The sequence below is a fragment of the Vampirovibrio sp. genome, assembly GCF_041737375.1.
Classification (GTDB): domain Bacteria; phylum Cyanobacteriota; class Vampirovibrionia; order Vampirovibrionales; family Vampirovibrionaceae; genus Vampirovibrio.
Window position 1 is genome coordinate 614,155 of sequence record NZ_JBGSRV010000010.1, and the last position, 25,035, is coordinate 639,189.

Genomic DNA, 25,035 nt, shown 5'->3' on the forward strand with positions numbered 1-25,035 from the left:
GATGATGGCCCCTATCTTAGTCCGAGCCGGTGATCAACACAACCCGAAAGGCCCTTGCCAAAATCCCCTTCAGCCAGTGGGCCAAAGGGGATTTGTTTTTTATTCTTCAATACTGACTAATCGAATTGCGTTGTAAAAAAATTTACCAGCTGAACCAGGGTGGATCAAGATCTGGATTGGCTACAATCGTTGTATTTGCGTAGGTGGTTCCTGGCGCAATCGTTCCAACTGTAGTGATGCGTCCATTGTAATAGAGGTGAAATTGGACAGATTTACCTGGTCCATTTGTGGTGCCGGAATAAACCCCGTCAGGATCAACCAAAAACATAATGGCGTTGGTGGTATTGGTTCCCGCAAAGGGAAAAACGCTTGGTTGTATTATTGCGCCATTATGCAATTTTAAGCAGGTATGGCCCAGGTTGTCACAAGGGCCCGCTCCTCCAGTTTGAAAAGAATCAACAGTAGTGCTGGTGTCAGTGCTCACATAATTCAGGTATTGCCACAGATCAGTCATTACAGTGCTACTGCTTACCTGTCCACTGAGCTGATGCTGTTGAAATGCCGCTGAAACCGTCCCCACGGCTTCTTTGACGATGGCATTGTTTCGGCCATCTTGCTGAGCTGAAAGCACTTTGGGAATGGTAAACGTGGCGATTTCGCCGAGAATAAGCAAAGAAATGAGCAGCTCAGCGAGGGTGAAGCCTTTAGGCTGGTTATAAGATTGATTTTTTTTGGGTAGGTACTGCATCCTGCTTTGCCCATTGCTATAAATATATTCAATCCATATCGTCCAAGCTCATTAAAACTTGAGATCTGTCCTGGAACCTGCCCGGTAAGTTTATTACAAAATAGTGGTCGTCTGGCTGAACTGAAGCAGCGTGTACAACCGCTTTTCCCTTTGGGCCAGAACGAGTGTTTTAAACAAAATCTTTAAGCTCCTTCGGTGAAAACTGCCCTTGGATAAAGCAGTCTACTTGAATTAAGCCATATTGAAACCGGCAAAAAACGGGCGAGCTGGTCGGGCGAGCGGTGAAAGTGAAGGACGGCAACCCAGCCTCGTGGTGGACGAAGCCGGGTTGCCGGTTGATTTGCGTTTAGGTGAAGCTAGCTCAAATCGTCGATTTGCGCCCGTTGCAGCTTGTCGCTGTAATCCACATACAGGCTTTTCCATTCCGAAAACACATCCAGCGCCGTGGTGCCAGCATCTCGGTGGCCGTTGCCCGTATCCTTGGTGCCGCCAAACGGCAAGTGAACTTCAGCACCAATGGTGGGCGCGTTCACATAGCACAACCCGGAATCCAGATCCCGCAGGGCCGTAAATGCCTGATTGACGTTTTTAGTGTAAATAGCGGTAGACAAGCCGAATTGAATGCCATTGGCCACCTGAATGGCCTCTTCAAAACTGCCCACCGGAATCAAAGCCGTCACCGGCCCGAAGATCTCTTCCTGAGCAATGCGCATGGTGGATTTCACGTTATCAAACAAGGTAGGCTGTACAAACCAGCCCGCCCCGGCCTGAGTGTCCCGAGCACCGCCCGCAATCAAATCAGCGCCTTCGCCTTTGCCAATTTCAATGTACTCCAGAATCTTCTTCATGGCGGATTCATTAATAACCGGGCCCACCTTCACATCGCTGTTCAAACCGTAGCCCAGCTTCAGTTCGCCAATGCGATTTTTCAGCTTGTCCCGCACCTGGGCGTGAACGCTTTTGTGAACAATCACCCGGCTGGCGGCGGTGCAACGTTGCCCGGAAGTCCCGAAGGCCCCCCACAATACGCCATCTACCGCCAAATCCAGATTGGCGTCATCCATAATGACAATGGCGTTTTTACCGCCCATTTCCAGCGAAACCCTCTTAAAAGAAGGGGCGCAAGCCTCATTCACCCGGCGGCCAATATCGGTAGAGCCGGTGAAAGAAATTAGAGACACATCAGGATGGGCCATGAGCGGTTCGCCCACTTCCCGACCCGAGCCATAAACCACATTCACCACCCCTTTAGGCAGTCCCGCTTCTTCTAAAATCTCAACCAGACGATGAGACAAAAGCGGGGTATCACTGGCCGGTTTCAACACGCAGGTATTGCCACAAATCAGGGCAGGCATTAATTTCCAGCTGGGAATGGCCATGGGAAAATTCCAGGGAGTAATCAAGCCCACCACGCCCAATGGCGCCCGAACCGACATAGCGAACTTGTTTTGCAATTCAGATGGAACGGTTTGCCCAAACATGCGACGACCTTCACCAGCGGCATAGAAAGTCATGTCAATGACTTCCTGTACATCGCCACGGGCTTCGGCCAGCACTTTGCCCATCTCACGGGTCATTTCCCGAGAGAGTTGCTCTTTGCGCTCAATCAAAATCTGTCCGGCTTTAAACAAAATTTCGCCCCGCTTGGGTGCCGGATATAACCGCCAGTTTTCATACGCCTTTTTGGCAGCGGCCACGGCGGCATTCACATCTTCCGGTCCTGAAGCGGGAAAGACACCCACCACATCAGACGGTTCCGCCGGGTTTAAACTTTCAAACGTTTTGCCCGATTTGGCGGGAACCCACTGTCCCCCGATATAGTTCAAAAATTTGGATTGCCCACTGAAAGAACCCGGTTTAATCTCAAAATTCATTTGGGGATTGGCTTGTGTAGTGGCCATAACGTTCCCTCCTCCTCCTCAACAACTGAAGGCTATTATACTACGCCCACGGGGGTTAAAACATGGGCAAGGGCTTCATCATTTCTGAGCTGGAGTTACCGGCATGTTTAAATCGCTCATCCCCCGCCTATTCAGGAGCATCCTGTGTTAAAGTCGGTAAATGGCAAGCGGAAAAACGCATGACTGGATGACATTGGCCTTACTGCCTTCGGTTTGGCTACTCTGCCGTTGGCAATTCAATTTGCCAATGGAGGAAAGCATTTTGATTATTGCGGGGACTTTTATCGGCGGTTTTTTTCTCAGCCCGGATCTGGACATTCGCAGCCGCCCCTTTTACCGCTGGGGCTTCTTGCGGTTTATCTGGTGGCCTTATCAATGGGCCATCCGGCATCGCTCCAGTTTGTCTCATGGCATTTTCTGGGCCTCCTGGCTACGCTTGCTTTATTTAACGGGCGTTTTAACATTACTCTACTGCTTAGGCTCCCTGTGGCTTCAGCAACGGGGATGGCTGCCGCCTACGCATCCTTTACAAGAGGCCAGAGAATTTCTGCATGCGCATTTGCACGAATTGCTTTGGCTGGGCATTGGCTTGTGGATTGGGGCCTTGATTCATATCCTGCTGGATTGGCTCTCATCAGCCTTTCACTCCAAAAAACGACGACGGTGAAACACGCAGGCTTGTTACAAACCCCTTTATTTTCAGTCAAGCCGTGCTTTCTGCAGAAACTATGGCATATAATAAAGGATAACTTTTTATAAAGTGGAAGGACCCCTGAATGAGAGCTAAAGCCTTCTGGTTGATTCTAGTGGCGCTGGGACTGGGCACAAAAAGACACTGGCATATTCTGGTGGCCATCCTGCTGGGTGTGTTGCTGGGCATTTCCTTCCCTTACCCCAACATGTTGAACCAGCCAGACAAGTATTATCTGATTCACCAGTTTTTTGACGTGGTAGGCCAGCTCTTCATTCGACTCATTACCATGATTGTGGTGCCTTTGGTGGTTAGCTCACTGATTGTAGGGGTTTCATCCCTGGGCGATTCCCGGCAATTGGGCCGGATGGGGGGTAAAGTTCTGTTTTACTTCCTGCTGTTAATGAGCATTAGCGCTTTATTGGGAGCCGGACTGGCCTTGTGGTTCAACCCCGGCGCGCAATTGCAGCAAAACTTTCTGGCCAATGCGGATACCGCCAGTATCATTCGGGAACTGCAACAGGTACCCAATCAGGATTTACAGGCCATGTTCTTTAATATGATCCCCAGAAATCCCATTGAATCGCTGGCCAAGGCCGACCTGGTGCCTGTTATTTTTTTTACCCTGCTGTTTGGCGCTGCGGTGGCCAGCATTGGGGAAGCCGGTAAGCCCATTATCAACTTTTTTGAATCCCTGTTTACCGCCACCATGAAGCTGACAGACTGGGTGATGGTACTGGCCGTTCCGGGGGTGTTCTCTCTGGCCTTTATTACGGTTGCCAAATCGGGCTTGGGCGTGTTTGGGCAGTTGTGGATTTATGCCGTGGTCATTCTGCTGGGCCTTTTAATTCAGCTGTTTGTGATCTTCCCCCTGATGCTCAAGTTTCTGGCCCGCATTAACTTTATGAACGTTTACCGGGCCATTTCCGAAGCCATTATGGTGGCCTTTGGCACCGCCAGCAGCTCGGCCACCCTGCCCATTACCATTGCCTGCATGGAACGACGGGCAGGCGTATCCAACCGCATCGCCAGCTTTGTGCTACCCACCGGGGCCACCATTAACAAAACCGCCACCACCATGTTTGAGGTCATTGCGGTTATCTTCCTGATGCAGGCCTACCATATTCCCATTACGCCCGATAAAGTGGGCATCATCGTACTGTTTTCCATCATCGCCTCTATCGGGGCGGCAGGCGTTCCCAGCGCCGGACTGATTACCATTGCCATTGTACTCAACAGCATTGGGCATTACGAAATGGATTATCTGGCAGGCGGTATCGCCATGCTGTGGTCGATTGATCGGGTGCTGGATATGTGCCGCACCGTGGTCAATGTGGTGAGCAGCTGCACGGTGGCCACGTTGGTTGCCTCCAGCGAAGGCGAGCTGAACCGGGATATTCTCAATAATCACGATGCCTGGACGGAGGTAGTCTAAACGCTCATGTTTTCATGTCACACCACCCGCAACGGCTATTTGAAAGGCTATTTACTGTGTAGCCTGCTATGGCTAACCACATTCAGTACTGGCTTTGCGGAAGACACCATCGGCCCTTCCCCTCAAAGTCAGGAAGTATCCGTTAGCGGGCAAGGTGCTTCTGGCTTACCGGACGGGGCGGTAGAGTACAACAAGGGCGTGGAACTGTTCCAAATCGCCCAAATTCAAAACGAAAAGGGCAATAGCAGCGGACAAAAAAAACTGCTAAAAGAAGCCATCCATCAATTTGAAGCGGCGCTTAAAATCAACCCCAAGCTGGTAGAAGCCCAAAGCAATATCGGCTTTGCTTACCTCACCTTGCGCGATTACCGCCAGTCCATTCGGGCCTTTGAAAAAGCGCTGGGCATCAACCCCAACCACTTAAACACCTTAAACGGCCTTTCCACCGCTTATGCTTTCGATAAAAAAACGGATCAGGCCATTGAAACCTTTAATAAACTCACCCGACTGGATCCGGGCAACAGCCAGTACTTTTTTAACAAAGGCAGCGTGCTGCAAAAAGCGGGACGTCTGCAAGAGGCCGAGCAAACTTACCTGCAAGCCTTAAAAATCAAGCCCAACGATCAACGGGTGTTGTTTAACCTGGGTACCCTATACGAAAATCAGGGTAAACTGGAGCAGGCCAAACCCTACTATGAAAAAGCCAAAGGCGTGGAAATTGGTAATTCTATTGGATTAGAAGCCATTCGACGCTTGGAAAACATTAATGCGGCCCTTAAACAACCTTAATCCACAGCCGCAAGGAGGCTGTCACTGTGTTTCATAATCACTTAAAACAAGGATTCCGGCTCAGTCGTACCATTGGATTGGCTTTACTGGGCTACGAGCTAATTTTGCTGGCCTCCGTCAAACTATCCACCACAGTGGCCCCCAACGATATCCCCTGGCTGTCGGCCAGATTGTTGAGCATGGCCGTGATCACCGGGTTATTCCTGATTCTGAATGAAGTTAGCTTGAGAGCGTTTAAGCGGCACCCTCGACTGGATGAAATCACCCTGGAAAAGCTAAGCCTGCTGCTGCCACTGGGCGGCGGGGTGTTGATTGCTTTGAGCTATCTGGCCTCTGGGCAACTGGGTATTCTATTGCTGGGCGGCGTAATTAGCCTGCAATCCCAGTTGTTTGGGCACAATGGCATTGCCCGAACCTTCATGCTTCTGTTTGGGTTGCTTTATCTGATTACCTTACCCCTGGGATACCCCCTCATTTTGGGATTCAAGCCAGATGCTCTGACTATGATTCCCACCAATATTAAACTGTTTATGATGCTATTGCCGTTAATGGCCACTATCAGTCACTTTGGAAACATTATAGCCTCCACCCAACGGAATACCTCCAGTCGGGTTTCCCGCTTGCAATCTTTGGCGGCCACCGATGGTTTGACGGGCCTAATCAACCGGCGACAATTCAACCAGCAACTGGATGCTGAAATCGCACGGGCCAAACGCTACCGAAAACCGCTTTCACTGGCCTTGTTTGACATTGACGACTTTAAAAAAATCAACGACTTTTACGGACACACCACCGGCGATCGCATTTTAAAGGAACTGGGCGCCCTGATTACCCAAAATGTGCGGGAATCCGATGTGGCAGCCCGCTACGGGGGCGAGGAATTCGCGCTGATATTGCCAGAAACCGGCCAGATTGACGCCTATGAGTTACTGGAGCGTTTGCGAGCCATGATTGAACGCACGGTTTACTGCTTGCCCGATAACCCCATTACCGCCACCATTAGCGTGGGCGTGGCCCAACTGGACTTAGACGAGGCCAAGGGCTATGAAATTATTGAAAAGGCGGACACCAACCTGTATGCCGCCAAACGGCAAGGCAAAAACCAGGTGGTTTATGGCACCCTGACTCCACCCAAAGTGAATTACCCGCCCTTTGGCCCTGAGTAGTATTGCTAGCCAACCTGTCGTCAACCAATCGCCTTCGTGGCACAATAGAAGCACTATGAGCAAAGCATCCCTTTCTAACGTATTACCGGACCCCCAACAGGCGGAGACCGGCAAAGCCCATCAGGTTCAGCAAATGTTTGATCGAATCGCTGGCAGTTACGATCGGTTGAACAATCTGATTTCCATGGGCTTTCATAAACAATGGAAACGGCTTGCCTGCGACAAGCTCAACCTGAAAGCGGGCCAGAAAGCGCTGGATGTGTGCACCGGCACTGGCGATTTGCTGACTTACCTGCTGCCGGTGGTGGGTGAACAAGGTCAGGTTTGTGGTCTGGATTTTTCCGAGAATATGCTCTCCTTTGCCCGCAAGCGGTATGAAAACACGCCCAATGTCTCACTCACTCAGGGAGACGCCCTGAGCTTGCCCTACCCGGATAACACTTTTGACGGGGCCATTATCAGCTTTGGACTACGGAACGTGACCGATATTCCGCTGGCGCTGCGCGAAATGCACCGGGTCATCAAACCCGGCGGCTGGATGGTCAATCTGGACACCGCCCCCAAGCCCCTGCTGCCCGGAATGCAATTTTATTTCGCAAACATTATGCCCTTAATTGGCGGGGCTTTGGCCAAAGACAATCAGGCCTATCAGTATCTATCCAGTTCCACCCAACACTTTTTAACCCCCAACGAACTGCGATTGGCCTTTGAGGAGGCAGGATGCCTGAACGTCAGCTCTGAAACCCTGATGCTAGGCTCCGTTTCGCTTCAGGCCGGGCAAAAACCAGCCTGAAGCCTAATAAACTAAGCCAAAAACCCCTGTTCAGTACGGGCTGTTTTGTTTTGATCGCTGGCCTGCTGGGCCAACTGAACTTTTTGAGCGTAAAGCCGCTCTCGTTCGCGTTTTTCAGCGGAAGTTTCCCGGCTATTTTCCTGGCCTTTGGCATACGAAATCATTTGTGCCGCTATGAGCGGGTTAATGGGCGTTGACATGGTTTTAATACCTTACAATTCAGGCTGTTGCTTATGGATCAGAATGCGTGCAAACAACAAATAGGGCTCTCAGTTGTATAAAAACGTTACAAGGTAACGAATTGCTACAAGCACAGTAAAGACATTAGTATCTTTACAGAAATTTACAAAAACCCTATTCCAAATACTGGGTGTAAGCCAAGATGCTGTAGCAGGATTGCAACATCTGGTAAACCGTTTGGAAGTCGTCTGTCTTGAACAGCAAGGTGGTTCCATCCAATCGGGTTACACCGGGAATGGTATTGGCGGCATCGGCGGCCAAGGGGTTGATGAACGTTATTTTTAGCTCGTAAGGCCCCGGCAAACTCAGCAAATTTTGCTTCCAGCTGGCCCGATTTTCCAGCACTTGCCGGGTTTTAGCGGTATACGCCTCTAAAACCGTTTCCAGCGGATGGCACTGTGCGGCGGTATACGTCAGTCCCACTTTGGTTTCAACCGCTTCTAACGCAGGAATCAGGCTGCGAATTTCTGAAAGATAAGCCCGATCGCCGCTGGTTAAAATGAGGGGAACCCCATGGATCACACTGGCATACAGGGCGTTAATCCCGCCCTCGCCATAAGAAACCCCGTTGATGGACACATCAAACAGCTTGGAGTGAAAGGTGTGGCAAAGCACCCCTTGATGCGTTCCGGCCTTGGCGTGATAGCCTACATAAATAGCGGCATCAAAGGTGTTGTCTAGCCCGGCGGACATGGCGCAGCGCTTGGGCTTTCCGGTCAGCAAGGATACTCTGGGGTCCACCTGATCCAGCATCAGGTTGGTCATGGTGTAATGCGAATCATTCACTAGAATATGAGACACCCCATGATCCAGCGCCGCCTCAACCACAGCGGCCACTTCCATTTCAAGCTGGCTCACCGCCCAGTCGTAGGCCGCCCGATCGGGCTGGGCGGCGCAGTGGTGGGTAGAAACCACACCACAAGCGCCTTCCAAATCCGCAGAAATATACAGTCGAGTCAAGTAGAACTCCTGATTAACTAGGGGTGGATTCCGTGGTTTTTTTCACGGCATCCGTAAGGCGACTCACCGTTTTACGGCCTGTCTCTTCCAGTTCGGAGGAGATTTCGCCTACTTTATCCCGGAAGGCGGCGGCTTTTTCTTTCAGCACGTCCGATTTTTCACGCAGCACATCAGCCGATTCCCGGTAACGATTATCCAGCTCTTCTTTAATCAATTCACGGGTTTCAGAACCACTGCGAGGGGCTAGCAACATACCGATGGCAGCGCCTACAGCACCACCAACCACAGCGCCTAATACAAATTTTCCAAGTGAGGACGAGGTCGTCATAATAATATTCTCCCTATCGTTTGCGACTAAATGATTTTACGACACCACGCCACAGAGACTGGGCGCTGTATCGAATCTCCCGGCCAACAGTTCTCAGGGCGGGACCGGTTGCCGCAACACTGTTTTCAACAGATTTTACACCATTCAAGGTACGGGCGCTCAGCGCTTCCACATGCTCAGCGGTCAGCCGAACATCTTTCAACGCCGGAGCCAGCTCATAGCGGGCCAGCGTTAAAAATTCCACCAAGCCATGTAGTAACATGGCCAGTTTATAAAGCACCATACTCAGCAAAACTCCGGCTGGAATCAGTACTATCCAGCTAACCCGAAGCAAATGCTCCATTTCCGTTTGAGCGGCATTGAATTCCATATAGGCCATGCTCCCCTAGCAATCGGTTAGTTAAAATCGTACCCGGAAGCCAATTCTTCAGCTTTTTTGGCCTTGGCCATACGGTCAGCGTCACGGTCTTTCTTGACCTTGCCGACCTGACTTTCAATACTGTACCTGGTTTTATCAATAAATTCACGGGTGCGGGCATTGGGATTGTGCAGTTCATCGTTCATACGCCCCGGCAAGCCACGCACATAAGCGTTGGCATCCGCTCGCAATTCATCGCCCGATTTCGGGGCAAACAAAATGCCCGCCAAACCGCCGCCTACCATACCCAGCGCCATACCGGCCAGAAACAGTAAAATGCCGTCGCTATCACTTTTATAAGATTCTTGAGACACTGTTCCTACCTCTTCGTTCAATAACAACGAGTAATTCAAGTCTACGCCAGCGAACCTTGAGCGTCAAGAACGGGCCGCCCCGGCCAAACGCATGGCCTTGCCCACCCACCGAATCCAATTCAGCTTTTTGCGAAAGCGGGGACTAACCGGCAAACGGTTCCAGGCCCCATCGGCGCTGGACAGTTGTCGGCGTAAAATTCTCAACTGCCGGGTTAAATTGCGACATTGCGCCAGCCATTGTGGCCGCTTATCGTTCAGTAGCGAATCCCAGTAAACCAGTCGCATAAACACAAAACCCAGCAACAGCAACAGGGTGAACTCAGCCAGTAAAACCAGTACGGAACCTACTCTATAAATTTCCATTGGGCGCTTCCTGCTTCACTTCAGGCTGATTAATGGGCTGAACCACCGGTTTCATTTTTGGCAAACTGGGCGGCAGCTCAATGTCGGCATGCTTTAAATACTGATGCTCCTGCGTCATGAGCTCATTGGTGCATTCCTTGTACTCATTCATCAGCCAAAGCCGCCGGGGTAATGAAAAAGGCTTATGCACCCAGCTTTTTTGATTCAGAACCGCAACTTCTTTTCGGAACGGATCACAGTAGAGGGTCATGGCATTTTCTGGGGGGGGCTGAAAAGTTTGCACCTGCTGCACCGGATCGTTTTCCGGAGGGATTTTTTTGGCAAACCACTTGGCCTGAACCGGCAAAACAGCGCTGGCCAACAGGATACTCAGGGCGGAAAACAGGACCGCAATACGCTTAAGTGTCATAGATTCACCTCGTTAATGCTCCTATTTTACACCGCAAACAAAATGGTTTTAACATCACGGGCTTCCACCCGAACCGATCCCCCCATTAATTCCCGCTGAGGTTCCTCCAAAAAATTGACCTCCATGATACTTCGATACTCAAAACCAGCGCTCAGGGTCGTGCTCACGCTTTGATGGGAGGGGTTTACAAGCCGAACCACCAGCCCTTGCCGGGGCAACCAGTAACAGGTGGCGATCACCAGTTGATCATTATCCACCGTCAGCAAACTCGCAGCGTTGTAGGTCGTTTTTTCAGAGGCAGCGCCCGTTTCTGCCCACACGTTGCCGTAGAATCGGCTGGAGGCCTCAAATAAAGCGCTCACGTCGCTCACTGCTGGAAGCCAGGCATACCGGCACTGAAAAGTCCGATTCAGGCATTGGCCTTCCGGGGTTTCAAACGGCGGCCCTGCCTGTGCCCCACGCACACCGGTATCCGCACTGGACAAGGCCCCAAAAGCCCGCAGCAAGGTAATGCCAATGGTATTTTGATACACCTCGTATTCGCACAAGCCTTCGGTTAGCCAGCCCTGCCCGTTAGTCGCAAAAAACCGCTGCACCGGGCCGGTGTTGGTTTTCAGCTCCTTCATTTTTTCAACCGGTACAAAATCCCGTTCCCGGTAATTGGGATCGTAATGCCGTTCAATCACCCCCAAATGGGTTTCCGCCATCACCGACTGAACGGGCTGGCCTGTGTTAAACACCGCTTGTAATTTATGCTGAGGGCTGTTGTTGGTGAAGGTGGTTTCAAATTCAAGCCGCTCGCTGTCGGCATCCAGCCGAATATGAGTGATCAAATCCAATCCGCTGGCTTTAAAACAATGGCGCAACGCCAATGTACCCACCAGCGGACCCGCCTGCACCACGCTGCTGCCTGCATAAACCGCTGTTTCAATGTTATCCCCAACTACAGGGCCGCTGTTGTAAGAATCCCCCACATCCGGCTGATCCTGAAATTGCAGCAAATTTTCAAACCGAAAACCGGTGACCCGGTGGTAAACGGAAAGCAAACCATCGGCGCTCACCGCCACGGTGAGTTTGCCATTTTCAAGACTGGTGTCGGTGACTTGAACCGACTGTCCTTTAAACCCGCCTAACCCTGCATTGCGATCCAGAACCGCTACCCCCAAAGAAGGTACCGAATCCACCCAAATCCAGCCTTGACGGCGCGTTTTAGTGAGGTGAGACAACGGAATGCGTTGGGAATCGTGCAGGTACTCATCCTGCAAAACGGAGGTTTCGGTGTATTGTTGCGCTAAAAACGAAGGCTCCTCAGCGCTCAACACATCTTCTACCGCCGCCACCACACCGGAATAGGCACGATAACCGGTATTCAACACCAACCACTGATTATGCCCGGCCAAAACTTGCCGAAACAACTGCACGGTGCGATGCAGCAACCCTGCTCCCAATTGCGCCACCTGATCAAAGCGTACTTCGTTCTCCCGATGCACCGCATCCACGCTGCATCCGCAAATACTATCGTGAGGATGATTCAAAATCAGCGTTTCCCAGGCCAATGCCAAGGCATGCTGCGGATATTGAACGGGCGGCTGGGGTAATAAAATTTGAGCCATGGCCAGCAATGGCTCCAACTTACCGCTCAGCAAGTGTTCCAGCTTTCGGTTCGCCTGCTTGAGATACATGCGGGCAGAATACACCCCCGGCAGCAAAAAACTACCGGATGAATCCACCAATTCCCCCTCAACCGTTTCCCAATCTGGGTTGGCTCGCAGATTCGCCAGATACTGATCGGGGGTAGTTTCCTGAAGGTGGGGGTAAATCGCTTTCAGGGCCTGATGGGCCGGTTCCGGCAACGCCCCCAGGTGATCGCCCCCTATAGGCATCAATACGGATTCGCCTTGTGTTTGAGCCTTGGACAGTTTTTGAACCAAGCCCTTTAAAGCTTCCACCTGCTGGGTTTGGGTGGCCGTCCAGTCCTGAAGCATCATTTGAAAATACCCGTCCGTCAGGTGCAAGGTTTTTACCGAATGGCCCGCTGGACTTTGCCACCGAAACAAACTTTGGGTGGGGTGAATGCCCCGCCACACCACGGCGGAATCAATGCCACAGTGCTTCAGCAAGGTTGGCATATCGGCGGAATGCCCAAAGGTATCGGGCAAATAACCGGTAAACTGATCACAACCCCAAGCCCGTGACTCTCGAATGCCTCTCACCAGATTCCGAATCAGACTTTCCCCGCCCACCAAAAACTCATCGGGCATTACATACCAAGGGCCAATGCTGATTTGACCGCCCAGTACATAGGCTTGCAGCCTCTCCCGATTTTGAGGGCGAAGCGCCAGATAATCGTCCAGCACCACGGTTTGCCCATCCAGCATAAAGCAGGACAAAACCCCACGGTCCAGCAAATCCAGAATGTCATCCACCACCTCGGCCAAACGCAGCTGATAAGCCCGAAACGGCAGATACCATTCCCGATCCCAATGCGTATGGTAATACACCGCAAGAGGCACCGGCCGATCGTCGCTGATGCCCATACTGCCCGTCCCCGCTTCCGACACCGTTTCCTGTTCAGCCCGGCTCATCAATCTGCTCCCATTCCCATTTTGATACCAATCAACCCGAAAGCGGGCCCGCTATCAGTCTAGCAGGCCCGCCTAAAATTGGGATGAACAATTTACTGAATCAGCCGCAGCGCTTCTTCCAGTAATGTTTTGTTGGTACTGATTAACTTGGAGGTGACATCCAACTGTAATTTGGCTTGAGCCAGGTAATTGGCGTTGGTTCTAAAATCGGTGTTGGAAGATTCCAGAACACCGGAGCGCACCTCGCCAGACCCCTCCACCGGCTCTCCTGAAAGCTTGGTGGGTTCAAACATCTGGTCTTCCGGCATGCCCATTAAACCGGGGCTGATAAAATTAACCAGCGCAACTTTATACAAGGGCGTGGTCACTTTTCCTTGATCGGCCACCCCCACCACGGTGCCATCCGACTTTACCTTGTACTCGTCATATTTACCCAAAAACTTGCCGTTGCTAGGGTCCATCCACAAGTTAATTTCAGTGGTAGGAATATGCCCCGGCCCGCCTGCGCTATGGTTGGGGTTATTGGCTGCCGGGGAAGCGTTTGAATCACCGGTGTTAACCATTTGCCCGTCTTCACCCAGCAAGTAGCCCTGCACGCTATAGCCTTGCGGATTCACCAAACTGCCTTCCGCGTTAAAATCAAAGTCGCCAACACGGGTATACAGTAGCTTGCCATCGGGCTTGCGCACTACAAAGTAGCCTTTGCCCTCAACCATTAAACTGTTGGGGCCACGTCCCGGCATGGATTTACCCTGATATTCATTGCGAGGCAATTCGAACAACTGAACCCCATTTACAAAATCGCCAAAGTTGGATTTTTTCTCTCGAAAACCCGGTGTATACATGTTGGTCATGTTGGAAGCCAAAGAATCAAACCAGCCTAAGGCGGCTTTTTGGGTATTCAGTGCGGTTATAAATGGATCAATCATAGGCTGAACTCCTCAGTTCATCGGTGTGTTATCAGCGCTCATTTTTTTCGGAACTGGAATCCTGATCGGACTGCTGACGATGCTGACCGGGGTTTTGATACTTATATTCCAGCGAACCAACCGGCAGTTGCCGAGCGGCCATGCGATTTCTCAGCTCATCCAGCTCCTGCTGAATGACAAAAGCGGCTGCTTTATCGGCAGAAACATATTCGGCAGAAACCTGGCCGTTCCGAATTTTAAGCACCAACGCGGAATTGGCGTCTAAATCCACCCGAATCGGGCGGCCTGTTTTATAGCCCTTTTCAATCAGCTCGGCCAGCTTGGGCGAAATATCAAAGCCCTTGTAGCTCATTTCTCCATCGGCCGCTTTGGGGAAAACGGTATTGAAGGGCACGTTGCCCACCAAAATTGGCAAAGCCGGAATCACTTCCTGCTTCAGGTATTGAATATCCAGTAAGGACAAGTCCTCTCGGGATAAATACATATCATCATCAATGTAAGAACTGGAGGACTCTTCCTCCGGCTCAGATACTTTGGTTTCCACGGGCAAAGAGACTACTTTTTTGGATTCAGAAACACCAGATCGACGCCCTGCCTTGCCTTCAGAGGTCTCTTCCTGCGCATTCAACCGTGCTTGATCCACGTTGCCTTTGGCCGTGGCCGAAATGGAGCCTAACAGGTCCAGAAAAGACATGTCCAATTCATCCAACGCCGAATCAAAAGAAGACGGGGCCGTATTTCGTCGTAATTTTTCAACGGGAGAACTAAATTGAAACGGGGAATCTTCGATTTTCATTCACTTCGATTCCTTCTGTTTAGAAACTAAAATGGGTTCTTAAATCTTTCAGTGGCAGTCCGGCCACCCGGTTCAGCTTCTGGTTTTAAGGTTTGCCTTAACTTTCCGAAGCTTCTTCCAGCAATAAAGCCTCCAATGCCTCATCTTCGGCTTTTTCAAACTGGGCTCTAAAATATCGTTGACCGGCCACTTCATCCAGCCGCTTCATTTCCAGTTTCTTTTCTTCTTCCAGCCATTCCTCACGGGCTTTTTCCTTGTGCTTAATCAGTGCTTCCAAGTCGGCTTGAGCCTTAATTAATAATTGTCGTTCATAACTGAGCGCCGCTTTGGCCTGCTCCAGACTAACCTGTAATAGCTCTAACTGACCGTTCAGGTGGTGAAGAAAACTGTCGTGCGCCGCCATTAAAGTGTGTGGCGAAGCGAGCATGTTTTTTTGGATATCCCGAATTTCCGTTTTCTTTTCCTCAATGGCCATTTCAGCTTCCCGAACCCGCTTTTGGGCTTCAATCACCCGCTGCTCCTGCTCTTTTTTCCTGCGTTCCCGCAGTTCAAACACTTTTTGCAGCCGGTAGATAAATCGGGCCATATTGAGATGGCTTCCAAGGTCAATGTAAACGGAGCAAACCCCAACAGCTTAAAGATTCAATAACTGAATCCAGAATCAAAATCCGAAAGCTGTTATTGGGATTCTATTGGAGTCTCGACAAAAAGCAACCCGGCTTTAATACACTAGCCCCAGTTCCATCAGGCAGAGGAGAGCATTGCCATTCTTTTCTCACCCAAGCCAAGGCTGGGCTTCACTGTAAAGTTTCCTTTACCACCCACCACATCACATCCTTATCCTCACTGGCCCTAAGTCCTGAAAGCCTTCGCAGTTGAACACGAAGGCTTTCAGTAAAGCGGGTAAAAATTAACCGTAGCTTCTGGGCAACGGCTTCCAGTAAGCAACCGCCTGATAAATGGCAGATAGACCCACCAACAGGTAAATAATCGTACCGAAGGTATTAACATCTCCAAAGGTGGTTCCCGAAACGGCTGCCACCAAGTCAAAGCGGGCCAGACCCACCAGCAACCAGTTCAAACCACCGATAATCAGCAATACTTCAGTAATGGTGTTAAATGCTCTCATGCGAAATTTCCCCCTGTATTTTGGCTTATATCCCATAAACCCTATACCCAGTGCTGCTCATTTAATTTAAACCGTTTCAGAAGGCGTATCAATCCACCGTTTGTCTACAAGCCCATTACCCATATTAACGACAGGTCAATAAAACCCGGAAAAAAGGTCACGTTCAAAAGGGATACAGCAACGCTTAAGCAGATACTTCCCGAGTCGCTTCACGTTCAGCTTCAACCAGTGCCTGAGCTTGTTTTTGACGGCTCATTAAAATTTGCAAAACCGAAATATCCGCTGGGGTGAGCCCCGGAATACGAGACGCTTGGCCCAAATCTCCCGGCTTCATGCGGGCCAGCTTTTCTTTGGCTTCATTAGAGAGCTGTTTGATGCTCTGATAATCCATATCCAAAGGCAGTTTTACCTTGTGCGCTTCCGATAAATGCTGAATATTACGGGTCTGGCGATCCAGATAGCCTTCATATTTAATTTCGGTTTCCACAAATTCAAGCACATCGTTGGCCACACGGGCGCAACCCGGCTCAATCTGTTTCAAAATCTCATAAGTAACCGGCGGACGGCGTAGCAGTTGAAACAGGGTGGTTTTCTCTTTAATCGACTCGCCACAAGCGGTTTCCAGCACTCGGTTGATGCCTTCCACCGGATCCAGCTTGATGGTTTTCAAACGTTCCTGCTCAATCACAATGGCTTCATTTTTTTTCTGAAACACTTCCCAGCGCTGGGCATCCACCAAGCCAATTTCACGCCCAATGGGGGTTAAGCGCTGATCGGCGTTGTCTTGTCTCAGCAGCAACCGGTATTCACTCCGGGAGGTCAGCATGCGGTAAGGCTCATTGATTTCCTTGGTCACCAGATCATCAACCAAAGTGCCGATATAAGAAGATTCTCGGGTAAAAATAACCGGGTCCTGCCCCGCACAGTAACGAACGGCGTTAATCCCAGCCACCAAGCCTTGAGCGGCAGCCTCTTCATAACCGCTGGTGCCATTAATTTGCCCTGCCAAAAACAGGCCGGGAGAAACCTTGGTCATTAAGGACGGCAACAGTTGATAGGCCGGGAAATAATCATATTCCACCGCGCAGGCGGGACGCAAAATCTCCGCATTCTCCAGTCCGGGCAAGGTTCGCACCATCTCGGTCTGAATTTCATACGGCAAACAGGTAGAAAAGCCTTGCAGATACATTTCGTAAGTATCTCGGCCTTCTGGTTCAATAAACAGGTGATGACTGTCCTTATCCCGGAAACGCTGAACCTTGTCCTCAATGGAAGGGCAATAACGAGGACCGGCACCCTGCAACAAGCCAGAATACATGGGCGAGCGATGCAAATTCTCATCAATCAGCGCATGGGTGCGTTCGTTGGTACGGGTTAAATAGCAGGGCATTTGCTCTCTCACCGGTCGATTGGGCAGAAAAGAGAAAAATTTCAGCTCCGTATCGCCCGGATGCACTTCCAGCCCGGAAAAATCAATAGTGCGCCCGTCCAAACGGGGTGGGGTCCCTGTTTTGAGCCGACCAGTTTTTAAACCCAAATCAGCCAGACAACCCGTAATGCCATAAGAGCCAGACTCACCGGGACGACCGCCGCCCATGCTCTTTTCACCCACCCAAAGCTTTCCATTCAGGAAAGTACCGGTGGTAATAACCAGCGCTTTGGCCTGATACACAATGCCCAGATTGTCTTCAACCGCATGAAAGCTATTATCATCAGGATTGACGTGCAGTTTGATGATCATGGTTTGCCGCATCTTCAGATTCGGCTCTGATTCCACCAATTTGCGAGCGAAAGCACGATACTCCGCCTTGTCGGATTGAGCCCGCAAGGCCCGAACCGCCGGTCCTTTACTGGCATTGAGCGTTTTGAGTTGCAGATAGGTGGCATCCGCGCAAATGCCCATCACACCGCCCAAGGCGTCAATTTCTTTAACCAGCTGGCTTTTGGCAGGCCCGCCAATGGCTGGATTGCAGCTCATTTGCCCGATGGTATCAAGGTTCATGGTCATTAACAGGGTTTTACAACCCAAACGGGCAGCGGACATGGCGGCTTCAACACCAGCGTGTCCGGCTCCGATTACAATAACGTCTGCTTTTTCAATAATGCTCATAATGTCGTATTGTAGGTTAAAAAACCTGTCCGGCCAATCTTATCGTTCACATCCTGTTAAAAAGTCAAAACATGTCAACAATTGCCTACCTATCCGGCCATACTTTGCGCCCCTTTTTGCAAGCGATACAGCTTATCAATGGAGCGATACTGCAAGGCTTCCGCAATATGCGCCGCCTGGACCCCTTCGGAATGCCCTAAATCCGCGATGGTTCGGGCCATTCTGAGAATGCGATCAAAGGTGCGGGCGCTAAGGTGCATTTTTTGAATAGCCTTCTGCATCAGCCCTTGACCGGCGGCATCCAGCAAGCAAAATTGCTTGATCTGCTGGGGGTTCATCTCCGCGTTGGCGTGAATACCCAAACCCTCAAAGCGTTTCGCTTGAAGCGCTCGAGCAGCCATCACCCGCTGTCGCACTTCAGCAGACGTACTGCCCTCCACCGGCCCCGACTGCTGATTCAGCAACTCGTTTTCATTTAATCTGGGCACCTCCAGATGAATATCAATGCGATCCAGCAAGGGGCCTGACAGTTTTTGCAGGTAGCGAGCCACCTGAACATCGCTGCAAGTGCATTGCTTGGCGCTATCACCAGCATAACCGCAGGGGCAAGGGTTTAACGCCGCTAACAGCATAAACTTGGCGGGAAAGGTAATATTTTGCTGCGCCCGGCTAATGGTAATCACCCCATCTTCCAGTGGTTGGCGCATCACTTCCAGCACATTGCGGGGAAACTCCACGAATTCATCCAGAAAAAGCACCCCACGATGGGCCAGCGTAATTTCTCCGGGCCGGGGGTGGGTTCCGCCCCCCGTTAAACCAGCCTTGGATGCCGAATGATGAGGCGATCGAAAAGGGCGCTGTCGAATCAGGCTTTGCTGCACCGAACCCCGCTCCTGACCCAGTAACCCCGCCACACTATAAATTCGACTGACCTCTAGCACTTCATCGAATGACAAAGGCGGCAAAATGCCTGAAAACGCCTTGGCCAGCATGGACTTTCCACTGCCCGGTGGTCCCAGCATCAGCATGTTATGTCCACCGGCAGCGGCAATTTCCAAAGCCCGCTTTGCCACAGCCTGACCTTTTACATGGCTGAAATCCACACTGCTCACTTGCGGCTCGGTAGCCGCCTCTAGCAAGGCTGCCCGGTCCACGGGCTTTAAAAAACTGGGGGGATGCAAAAACAAAACCGGCAACTCGTTCAGGTGTTTCAAGCCATAAATATCCAGCCCTTCCACCAAAGAGGCTTCCAGCACGTTTTCTTCCGGCACGATAAGCGCGGTATAGCCTTCCTGTTTGGCCATGAGGGCCATGGATAAAACGCCGTTCACCCGCCTTAAAGACCCCTCCAGCGACACCTCCCCGATGAAACAGGCTTTTTCCAGAAAAGGCGTGGGGGTTAAAAATTCTGAAGCCAGTAAAATGCCGACGCACAAGGGTAAATCAAAGCCAGTGCCCTCTTTCCGTAAAGCGGCGGGGGCCAGATTAATCACAACTTTTTTTAGCGGAAAGGCAAAACCACTATTTTTAATGGCCGCCTTAATTCGTTCTTTCGATTCATTCACCCCGGTATCCGGCAAACCCACAATGGTCAACCCCGGCAGTCCCGAACTAAGATCCACTTCTACCACCACCGAATGCGCTTCCAGCCCATTCAGGGACCCTGTGTACACGGTTGAAATCATACGCGGTCAATCTCCGTACTTCGTTTTTGCTGACCCTCATTGTGCAAAAAGCCAGAACCAAGCCAAACCGGCAAATCCTCGGTTTCTTAAAAAGCAGGACTCACAACCCTTCACAAAGCCCAAATAAGTTACAATTAAAAAAGGTTCAAAATTGCGTATTTTTCGCGTTTTTCGGAGAGAGGCCAGACCATTGAACACCCAGTTCACTTCACGCAAAGTTGCTTTAGGCTTATTGGTATTTTCCCTGTTAGCCCTGTTAATTGGCACCTTTAACGCCACTCGACTGAGTCAGGAAGCCACCAAAACCCAAAAATCGGAAGGGGGTGCCAATGTTTCCGCACTACTCACCCAAAAAGCCCATTTGGCCTTGCTCGATCTGAGTGGCCCTATCACCATGGACGCTGGCAACGACAACGGCCTGTTCCAGAGCGAGTCCAATGCCGTTACTGTTCGCAAAGCGCTGGATAAAGCCGCCAAAAACGACAGCATTAAAGGCGTGTTGCTCAGAATTAACTCGCCCGGTGGCACCGTTGGCATGAGCCAGGAATTAAACGAAGCGGTCAAACGGGTCAGCAAGAAAAAACCGGTGGTGGTCAGCATGGGCGATTTGGCCGCCAGTGGCGGGTATTACACCGCTTGCGCCGCTGATTTAATTGTAACCAATCCCGGCACCTTAACCGCCTCTATCGGGGTTATCATCAGCACGGTTGAATTTAGCGAACTGATGAACAACAAGCTGGGCATCCACGCCGTGACCGTTAAAAGCGGCAAATTCAAAGATCTGCTCTCGCCTTACCGGAAACCTCGCCCGGAAGAAGTGGCCCTGATTCAAACCATTATTGACGACAGCTATCAGGATTTTCTCAACACCGTCATCTCGGGACGCACCCGCTTTATCACCGACACTGCGGAAAAAACAGCGCTGATTGCCAAAATCAAAGCGGTGGCCGATGGGCGAGTGGTTACCGGGCGGCAAGCTTTATCCGCCGGACTGGCCGATAAAGTGGGAGATCAGGATCTGGCCCATACCGAGCTGGATCGACTGGCCAAAGAGCGTTTCCATTTAAAAGGCAAGGATCGACTGCCCCTGGAAGCGGACAGCGGCACCTTCAGCATGCTGGAGTTTTTGGGCCTCAAATCAGAAAGCCTGCTGAATCCAACGGCCAAAGATCCCGCCGCTTTGGCCGCTAAAATGCTGCCCTTCAGCATGCGGTACGCCAATCAGCCCTTGTGGATTCTGGAGTAGACTCATGAGCGAACCCATCACAACCCAGCATTCCCCGGCTGAAAAGCTAAATTTTCTGGACACCCTGTACGACACCTTGTTTCATCCCATCGCCACCTTTCGGGCCTTGGATGAAGCGGCACCCGTCCAGCCTCAACCGCTCTTTTATGCCCTAACGGCAGTCATTGCAATCTCCGCGCTGGCCCCGGTCATTCAGATGGCCAACGTGGGCGGAGATACTGGTGGATTGGCGCTGGGTATTCCACTAAGCAGTATAGCGGGCGTAGCCATTTGGGCCTTTATGGGCCTGACCACGGGCTTATTGGCCTATGCCTTTACCGGACAGGCAAAAATAAGAACATTTTTAACCCTTTCCGGCTTGGCTACGTTGCCCTGGCTATTAATGGGGCCTGTTAGCGTCCTGAAGTTCGGCTTAGGACCCATTGGAGCCGTCATCGCCATTTTAGGCGCATTGCTTGTATGGCTCTGGAGCGTACTGTTGTTTGGGCTGGCTTTAATGGTGACCTATCGCATGACCGTAGAGCGCGCCATGATTGTATTGGCCACGCCATTTATCACCCTGCTTATTTTATTAGGCTGGATTCTGGGCTTTTTTGGCAACGTTCGCCAACTGGTGTTCCACCTGTAGCCGGTAAGCGCTAATCGTCCGTCATTCGAAACAGGCAGCGGGTGCAATTGGCTTTCACCACAATCAATGGCTTGTCATTCAAATCCCGGCGCTCAAATAGCCGGGCCGCCAATGGGGCGCCGCAGCTTGGGCATAAATGCGGTCCATCAGGCTCTTCCAGAATGGCGGCTCGCAATTCAATCCCTTTTCGCTGCAACAGTGGCACTTCGGCATCGTTGAATTCAGGCGGTGTTTCTACCTCCTGAATCTGGGAAGGACGCACATGCAGCACTCGGGCGATTCGTTGCCGAATGGCGGGCGATAAGAAGGATTCAATACCCGCCTCAATGTCTTCAATCATGCTTAAAGGCACTTGGGCCTTAACGGCCAACAAGCCGGGCGTCAGGTAACGTTTTTCCCTAAGGAAACGAACTCTTTCGGCCAGCGTAGCAGGCAAGGGGGCAGGGGGAAAGCCACGAGACATAGAAAACACCTTCACATCAAGTGTGCAATGACATCATAAAAAAATAGAATGCCCTATCCCAACTCGGTGTGCAAGGTAATTTTATCCTGATAGGTAGAAACAATGGCATGCCAAGTACCTACCTGAGTGACAAACATGCCCTGAGCCGCCGCTTGGACTTCGGCCACAGCGGTAAAGGTATTTTGATACGCCAGCGGGTTGCTTTCAAAAATTTTCAAAACCGAAATCTGGGGTTGCTCCAGGCCCACTTGTCCCATCAGGGCAAAAACGCCATCACTGTTTACCACCAGTAAGCGCCGATCGGGAGCCAGCGAACAAATGCTTAGCACTTGCAAACCATTCAGGGATAACTCATCGGCGGCGGGGTTCACCCCATCCGGTTCCGTCAATGGCGGTGATGCCGCCTCCGGCTCATTTTGCCATTGCCCCTCCAGAGACTCTGGCGGCGTAAGGGAAAATGACTCAAGCATTGGCTCAGCAGGGAGCGTTGTCTCAAACAGTGGCTCCAACTGCGGCGTAAAAGAAGACTCCACCGATTGAACCGCTATTTCTTCCACTGGCTGCAAGGGAAGCGCTGGTAGAACCGGGGGCAATGACATTTGGGCAAACGGAGAAACCGGCTCAAGCCCCTCCAACAAACTATCGGCTGAAGCGTCTTCAAAAAATAATTCAGGCTCCGCCTCCCCAAAGGAAGGAAACGCTGGAGGGACAGGCTCCAAAATCGGGAGCGACAGCTCGGCGTCCTGCCTTGCAAGGTCGGGAACCTCTAGAATCTCTGATGCCAGCCAATCATGCTCACTCAGCCCGTTCTCACTTGCATCAAAGGCCAAAGGGGTGGATGGTGGAGGGGATGAAACCGAGGCCACTTCAGAAAAACCGAGATCATCAGTCTCTAAATGCACCAACGGAGCAGGTTCCAGAGCAGGCGGCCACGCTTCAACCGGTGGAAGCAGCGATAATTCAGGGGCGAGCAAGGGGCTATTACTGTCTTCCGAGGCTGGAATCAATTCTCCAAACTCGTTCAGTGTAAACGCCGTGGCGTAAAAATCCTGATCGCTCAACAATTGGGGCATGATCGTAGAGGCTTGCCCATCCGGCTGAACATTGTCCACAGGGAGTGCCTGAGGTGTAAATGCAAGAGGCTCAAAAGCGTCCGATGGCATCAACCCTTCAAAAGCGGATTCGGCTTCATCAGGCCCTTCATCGGCTGCCGTAAAACTGGGAGGCGCAAAATTTGTAAACGCTTCTTCCGGCAAAATCGGTAAAAAAGCGCTTTCCTCTGGCTCAAATGATTGAGACAAAAAGCCTTCATCATCATCCGGGGAGGATAAAGTGGTCATATCCAGAGAGAAAGAGGTTTCATCAAACGCAATGATTGGCTCTGCAATCGGATCAACCTGCTGCAATTCAACCGGAACAAATGGGGTTTCTGGTAATTCCAGACTTTCAGTTTCCAGGTTTTCAAAGGCGGGCCAAGCCAGTTCTGGAGTATTGGAGGCCTCTTCAACAGGCGAGGTTGGTTCAACCCGGTAGTCCATGGAAAAATCAAACGGATCATCTGCTGGCAAGGGTGCCTTAATCGGCTCAGGCAAAGCAAACTGAGCCTCTTCAGGATAAAACGAAGTAATATCACTGACACTGGATGAATCACTCTGGATGCTGGGCCCCAAATCCATGGGGGGAAGCTCAAAGCCGCCTTCAGGTATAAATGGATAGTCCGCAGCAGGTTCATATTGAACCGGACTAATGGCGGTATCTTCCTGCCAGTTTAAAGGGGCGCTCATGGTATCGGGGAATAAAAACTGAGCGGCTTCCTCAAAGGCCTGTTGACCTTCCAGCAGTCCAGCCTGTTCGGTATGGAAGGGATCTTCTGGATAAATAGTATGATGTAACGTGTCCAGCATGCCAGCCGAGGTTAGAGGGACTTGCTGACCCGGCAACGTCTCACCGGAGGCCAGATTTTGCCAAAGCGCTTCCGGTGAGACGGAAATGGCCTCGTTTTGCAAACTGGACAGAGAATCCTCCCAAGGCATTAAATCGCCCGTGGCATGCCCTGCAGCGTGCCCCAAAGGCTCTACGGCCTGCTCCTGGTATGAAACAGGAAAAGAGGACAGGGAAGGGGACTCATCAAACCCAACCATCCAATCAGCGGAAGGCGCTGAGTCATTATTTTGCAATTCGGACTCCAACGCATTGGTAGGGGTGAAGTCCACCGGTATTTCCTGAAAAAAGTCAGGATTATACTCCGAACCGTGCAATGCAGCGGAACTCTCCACGGGAGACTGCGGGACATAATTTTCAAAAGTTTCACCCAAATACGCAGGATTTTCGGGTGGGGCGAACTGCGCTGAGAAATCCGGCGCTGCCGCTGATGCTGAAGGCGTGTCATCCCAAGCCAAGCTGGAGGACTCGTTCAAAGCAGCCCCGCTTTCCGGTGAGAATGGTTGAAAATCGGGGGGAGCGGGCATGGACTCTTCTTGCCACTGGGTTTGCGCCGGTTGTGGATAAGATGTTAGATTCGGGGGCGGAGCAGGCACCACATAGCTGGGAGCAGAAGGCGGTTCCGGGATATTTCCCAACCCAAAATCAATAGGGGCCGCCGATGGATTTAATGCGGGGGCAAACACGCTAAAACTGCTTGAAACCGGAGAAGCGGCTTCAAAAACAGGACTAGCAGTCTTTTTCCCTTGATCCTGTGATTTTTCGGGTTTATTTTTTTTGAAAAACATAAGCGCGCTCTAAATCCTTTGGAGAGGACCAAACGCCCTCTAACTCCATTTCATTATAATACGGGCCGCCACTTTTCATTCAGAAGTCGGTCATTTAGGGTTAAGGAATACCCTGTTTGCCGTAAAATAGGCAAAACATAACCCGTTTCCCGATATCACAATGGCTCCTTAAAAGCTGGA

General features: G+C 51.1%; 25 protein-coding genes. 7 read left to right on the forward strand and 18 right to left on the reverse strand.

Features of this window, described 5'->3' with window-relative positions; all coding sequences use genetic code 11:
- Window positions 1-142 precede the first annotated feature (142 nt).
- Window positions 143-748 carry a type II secretion system protein gene (locus ACEW81_RS07820; RefSeq protein WP_373532410.1) on the reverse strand — a complete coding sequence of 202 codons (606 nt, stop codon included), beginning with the start codon at window positions 746-748 and terminating at the stop codon, window positions 143-145.
- 356 nt (window positions 749-1,104) lie between these two features.
- A complete protein-coding gene (locus ACEW81_RS07825) occupies window positions 1,105-2,622 on the reverse strand; it encodes an aldehyde dehydrogenase family protein (RefSeq protein WP_373532496.1) in 1,518 nt (505 codons plus the stop codon).
- Window positions 2,623-2,809: 187 nt separating this feature from the next.
- On the opposite strand from ACEW81_RS07825, the gene ACEW81_RS07830 reads away from it, so the two are divergent.
- The 5 genes from ACEW81_RS07830 to ubiE all read left to right on the forward strand — a co-directional run bounded on the left by ACEW81_RS07830 (window position 2,810) and on the right by ubiE (window position 7,523).
- Window positions 2,810-3,316, forward strand: coding sequence for a metal-binding protein (locus ACEW81_RS07830; protein ID WP_373532411.1), 507 nt, complete (start codon window positions 2,810-2,812; stop codon window positions 3,314-3,316).
- A 109-nt stretch (window positions 3,317-3,425) separates the two neighbouring features.
- A complete protein-coding gene (locus tag ACEW81_RS07835) occupies window positions 3,426-4,775 on the forward strand; it encodes a dicarboxylate/amino acid:cation symporter (RefSeq protein WP_373532412.1) in 1,350 nt (449 codons plus the stop codon).
- A gap of 6 nt (window positions 4,776-4,781) precedes the next feature.
- Window positions 4,782-5,564: a tetratricopeptide repeat protein gene (locus ACEW81_RS07840; protein WP_373532413.1), complete on the forward strand. Its 783-nt coding sequence runs from the start codon at window positions 4,782-4,784 to the stop codon at window positions 5,562-5,564.
- A gap of 26 nt (window positions 5,565-5,590) precedes the next feature.
- Window positions 5,591-6,730 carry a GGDEF domain-containing protein gene (locus tag ACEW81_RS07845; RefSeq protein ID WP_373532414.1) on the forward strand — a complete coding sequence of 380 codons (1,140 nt, stop codon included), beginning with the start codon at window positions 5,591-5,593 and terminating at the stop codon, window positions 6,728-6,730.
- Between the two features lie 55 nt (window positions 6,731-6,785).
- On the forward strand, window positions 6,786-7,523 hold the full coding sequence (gene ubiE / locus ACEW81_RS07850; protein ID WP_373532415.1) for a bifunctional demethylmenaquinone methyltransferase/2-methoxy-6-polyprenyl-1,4-benzoquinol methylase UbiE: 738 nt from the start codon (window positions 6,786-6,788) through the stop codon (window positions 7,521-7,523).
- An 11-nt stretch (window positions 7,524-7,534) separates the two neighbouring features.
- On the opposite strand, the gene ACEW81_RS07855 is transcribed toward ubiE, so the two are convergent.
- From ACEW81_RS07855 to ACEW81_RS07920, 14 genes are all read right to left on the reverse strand, one after another.
- Complete coding sequence (locus ACEW81_RS07855) at window positions 7,535-7,723, reverse strand: hypothetical protein (protein ID WP_373532416.1); 189 nt, start codon at window positions 7,721-7,723, stop codon at window positions 7,535-7,537.
- 154 nt (window positions 7,724-7,877) lie between these two features.
- A complete protein-coding gene (locus ACEW81_RS07860) occupies window positions 7,878-8,723 on the reverse strand; it encodes a M55 family metallopeptidase (RefSeq protein WP_373532417.1) in 846 nt (281 codons plus the stop codon).
- Between the two features lie 13 nt (window positions 8,724-8,736).
- Window positions 8,737-9,051, reverse strand: coding sequence for a YtxH domain-containing protein (locus tag ACEW81_RS07865; protein WP_373532418.1), 315 nt, complete (start codon window positions 9,049-9,051; stop codon window positions 8,737-8,739).
- A 13-nt stretch (window positions 9,052-9,064) separates the two neighbouring features.
- Window positions 9,065-9,421 (reverse strand): hypothetical protein, encoded by a 357-nt coding sequence (locus ACEW81_RS07870; protein WP_373532419.1) that lies wholly within the window; start codon window positions 9,419-9,421, stop codon window positions 9,065-9,067.
- Window positions 9,422-9,447: 26 nt separating this feature from the next.
- Window positions 9,448-9,783: a YtxH domain-containing protein gene (locus ACEW81_RS07875; protein WP_373532420.1), complete on the reverse strand. Its 336-nt coding sequence runs from the start codon at window positions 9,781-9,783 to the stop codon at window positions 9,448-9,450.
- A gap of 63 nt (window positions 9,784-9,846) precedes the next feature.
- On the reverse strand, window positions 9,847-10,146 hold the full coding sequence (locus ACEW81_RS07880; protein ID WP_373532421.1) for a hypothetical protein: 300 nt from the start codon (window positions 10,144-10,146) through the stop codon (window positions 9,847-9,849).
- Window positions 10,133-10,555: a hypothetical protein gene (locus ACEW81_RS07885; RefSeq protein WP_373532422.1), complete on the reverse strand. Its 423-nt coding sequence runs from the start codon at window positions 10,553-10,555 to the stop codon at window positions 10,133-10,135. The genes ACEW81_RS07880 and ACEW81_RS07885 overlap by 14 nt, the downstream gene beginning before the upstream one ends.
- Window positions 10,556-10,581: 26 nt before the next feature.
- Entirely contained in the window at window positions 10,582-13,140 is a 2,559-nt protein-coding gene (locus ACEW81_RS07890; protein ID WP_373532423.1) for an alpha-mannosidase, read from the reverse strand.
- A gap of 92 nt (window positions 13,141-13,232) precedes the next feature.
- Window positions 13,233-14,069: a flagellar hook-basal body complex protein gene (locus ACEW81_RS07895; protein ID WP_373532424.1), complete on the reverse strand. Its 837-nt coding sequence runs from the start codon at window positions 14,067-14,069 to the stop codon at window positions 13,233-13,235.
- A gap of 31 nt (window positions 14,070-14,100) precedes the next feature.
- The gene (gene fliK, locus ACEW81_RS07900) at window positions 14,101-14,865 is read right to left on the reverse strand and encodes a flagellar hook-length control protein FliK (RefSeq protein WP_373532425.1); all 765 of its coding nucleotides are present in this window, start codon (window positions 14,863-14,865) and stop codon (window positions 14,101-14,103) included.
- Between the two features lie 97 nt (window positions 14,866-14,962).
- A complete protein-coding gene (locus ACEW81_RS07905) occupies window positions 14,963-15,451 on the reverse strand; it encodes a flagellar export protein FliJ (protein ID WP_373532426.1) in 489 nt (162 codons plus the stop codon).
- A 324-nt stretch (window positions 15,452-15,775) separates the two neighbouring features.
- Window positions 15,776-15,994, reverse strand: a complete 219-nt coding sequence (locus tag ACEW81_RS07910) for a DUF378 domain-containing protein (RefSeq protein WP_373532427.1) — start codon at window positions 15,992-15,994, stop codon at window positions 15,776-15,778.
- A gap of 184 nt (window positions 15,995-16,178) precedes the next feature.
- Window positions 16,179-18,104: a tRNA uridine-5-carboxymethylaminomethyl(34) synthesis enzyme MnmG gene (mnmG, locus tag ACEW81_RS07915; protein WP_373532428.1), complete on the reverse strand. Its 1,926-nt coding sequence runs from the start codon at window positions 18,102-18,104 to the stop codon at window positions 16,179-16,181.
- Between the two features lie 89 nt (window positions 18,105-18,193).
- Window positions 18,194-19,789 (reverse strand): YifB family Mg chelatase-like AAA ATPase, encoded by a 1,596-nt coding sequence (locus ACEW81_RS07920; RefSeq protein ID WP_373532429.1) that lies wholly within the window; start codon window positions 19,787-19,789, stop codon window positions 18,194-18,196.
- Between the two features lie 190 nt (window positions 19,790-19,979).
- On the opposite strand from ACEW81_RS07920, the gene sppA reads away from it, so the two are divergent.
- Together sppA and ACEW81_RS07930 are read left to right on the forward strand one after the other, a co-directional pair.
- Entirely contained in the window at window positions 19,980-21,035 is a 1,056-nt protein-coding gene (gene sppA / locus ACEW81_RS07925) for a signal peptide peptidase SppA (protein ID WP_373532430.1), read from the forward strand.
- 4 nt (window positions 21,036-21,039) lie between these two features.
- Window positions 21,040-21,663: a YIP1 family protein gene (locus tag ACEW81_RS07930; protein ID WP_373532431.1), complete on the forward strand. Its 624-nt coding sequence runs from the start codon at window positions 21,040-21,042 to the stop codon at window positions 21,661-21,663.
- Between the two features lie 10 nt (window positions 21,664-21,673).
- Here the strand turns inward: ACEW81_RS07930 and ACEW81_RS07935 are convergent, their stop codons facing one another.
- Window positions 21,674-22,126, reverse strand: coding sequence for a helix-turn-helix domain-containing protein (locus tag ACEW81_RS07935; protein ID WP_373532432.1), 453 nt, complete (start codon window positions 22,124-22,126; stop codon window positions 21,674-21,676).
- Window positions 22,127-22,179: 53 nt separating this feature from the next.
- A complete protein-coding gene (locus tag ACEW81_RS07940; RefSeq protein WP_373532433.1) occupies window positions 22,180-24,855 on the reverse strand; it encodes a hypothetical protein in 2,676 nt (891 codons plus the stop codon).
- Window positions 24,856-25,035 lie beyond the last annotated feature (180 nt).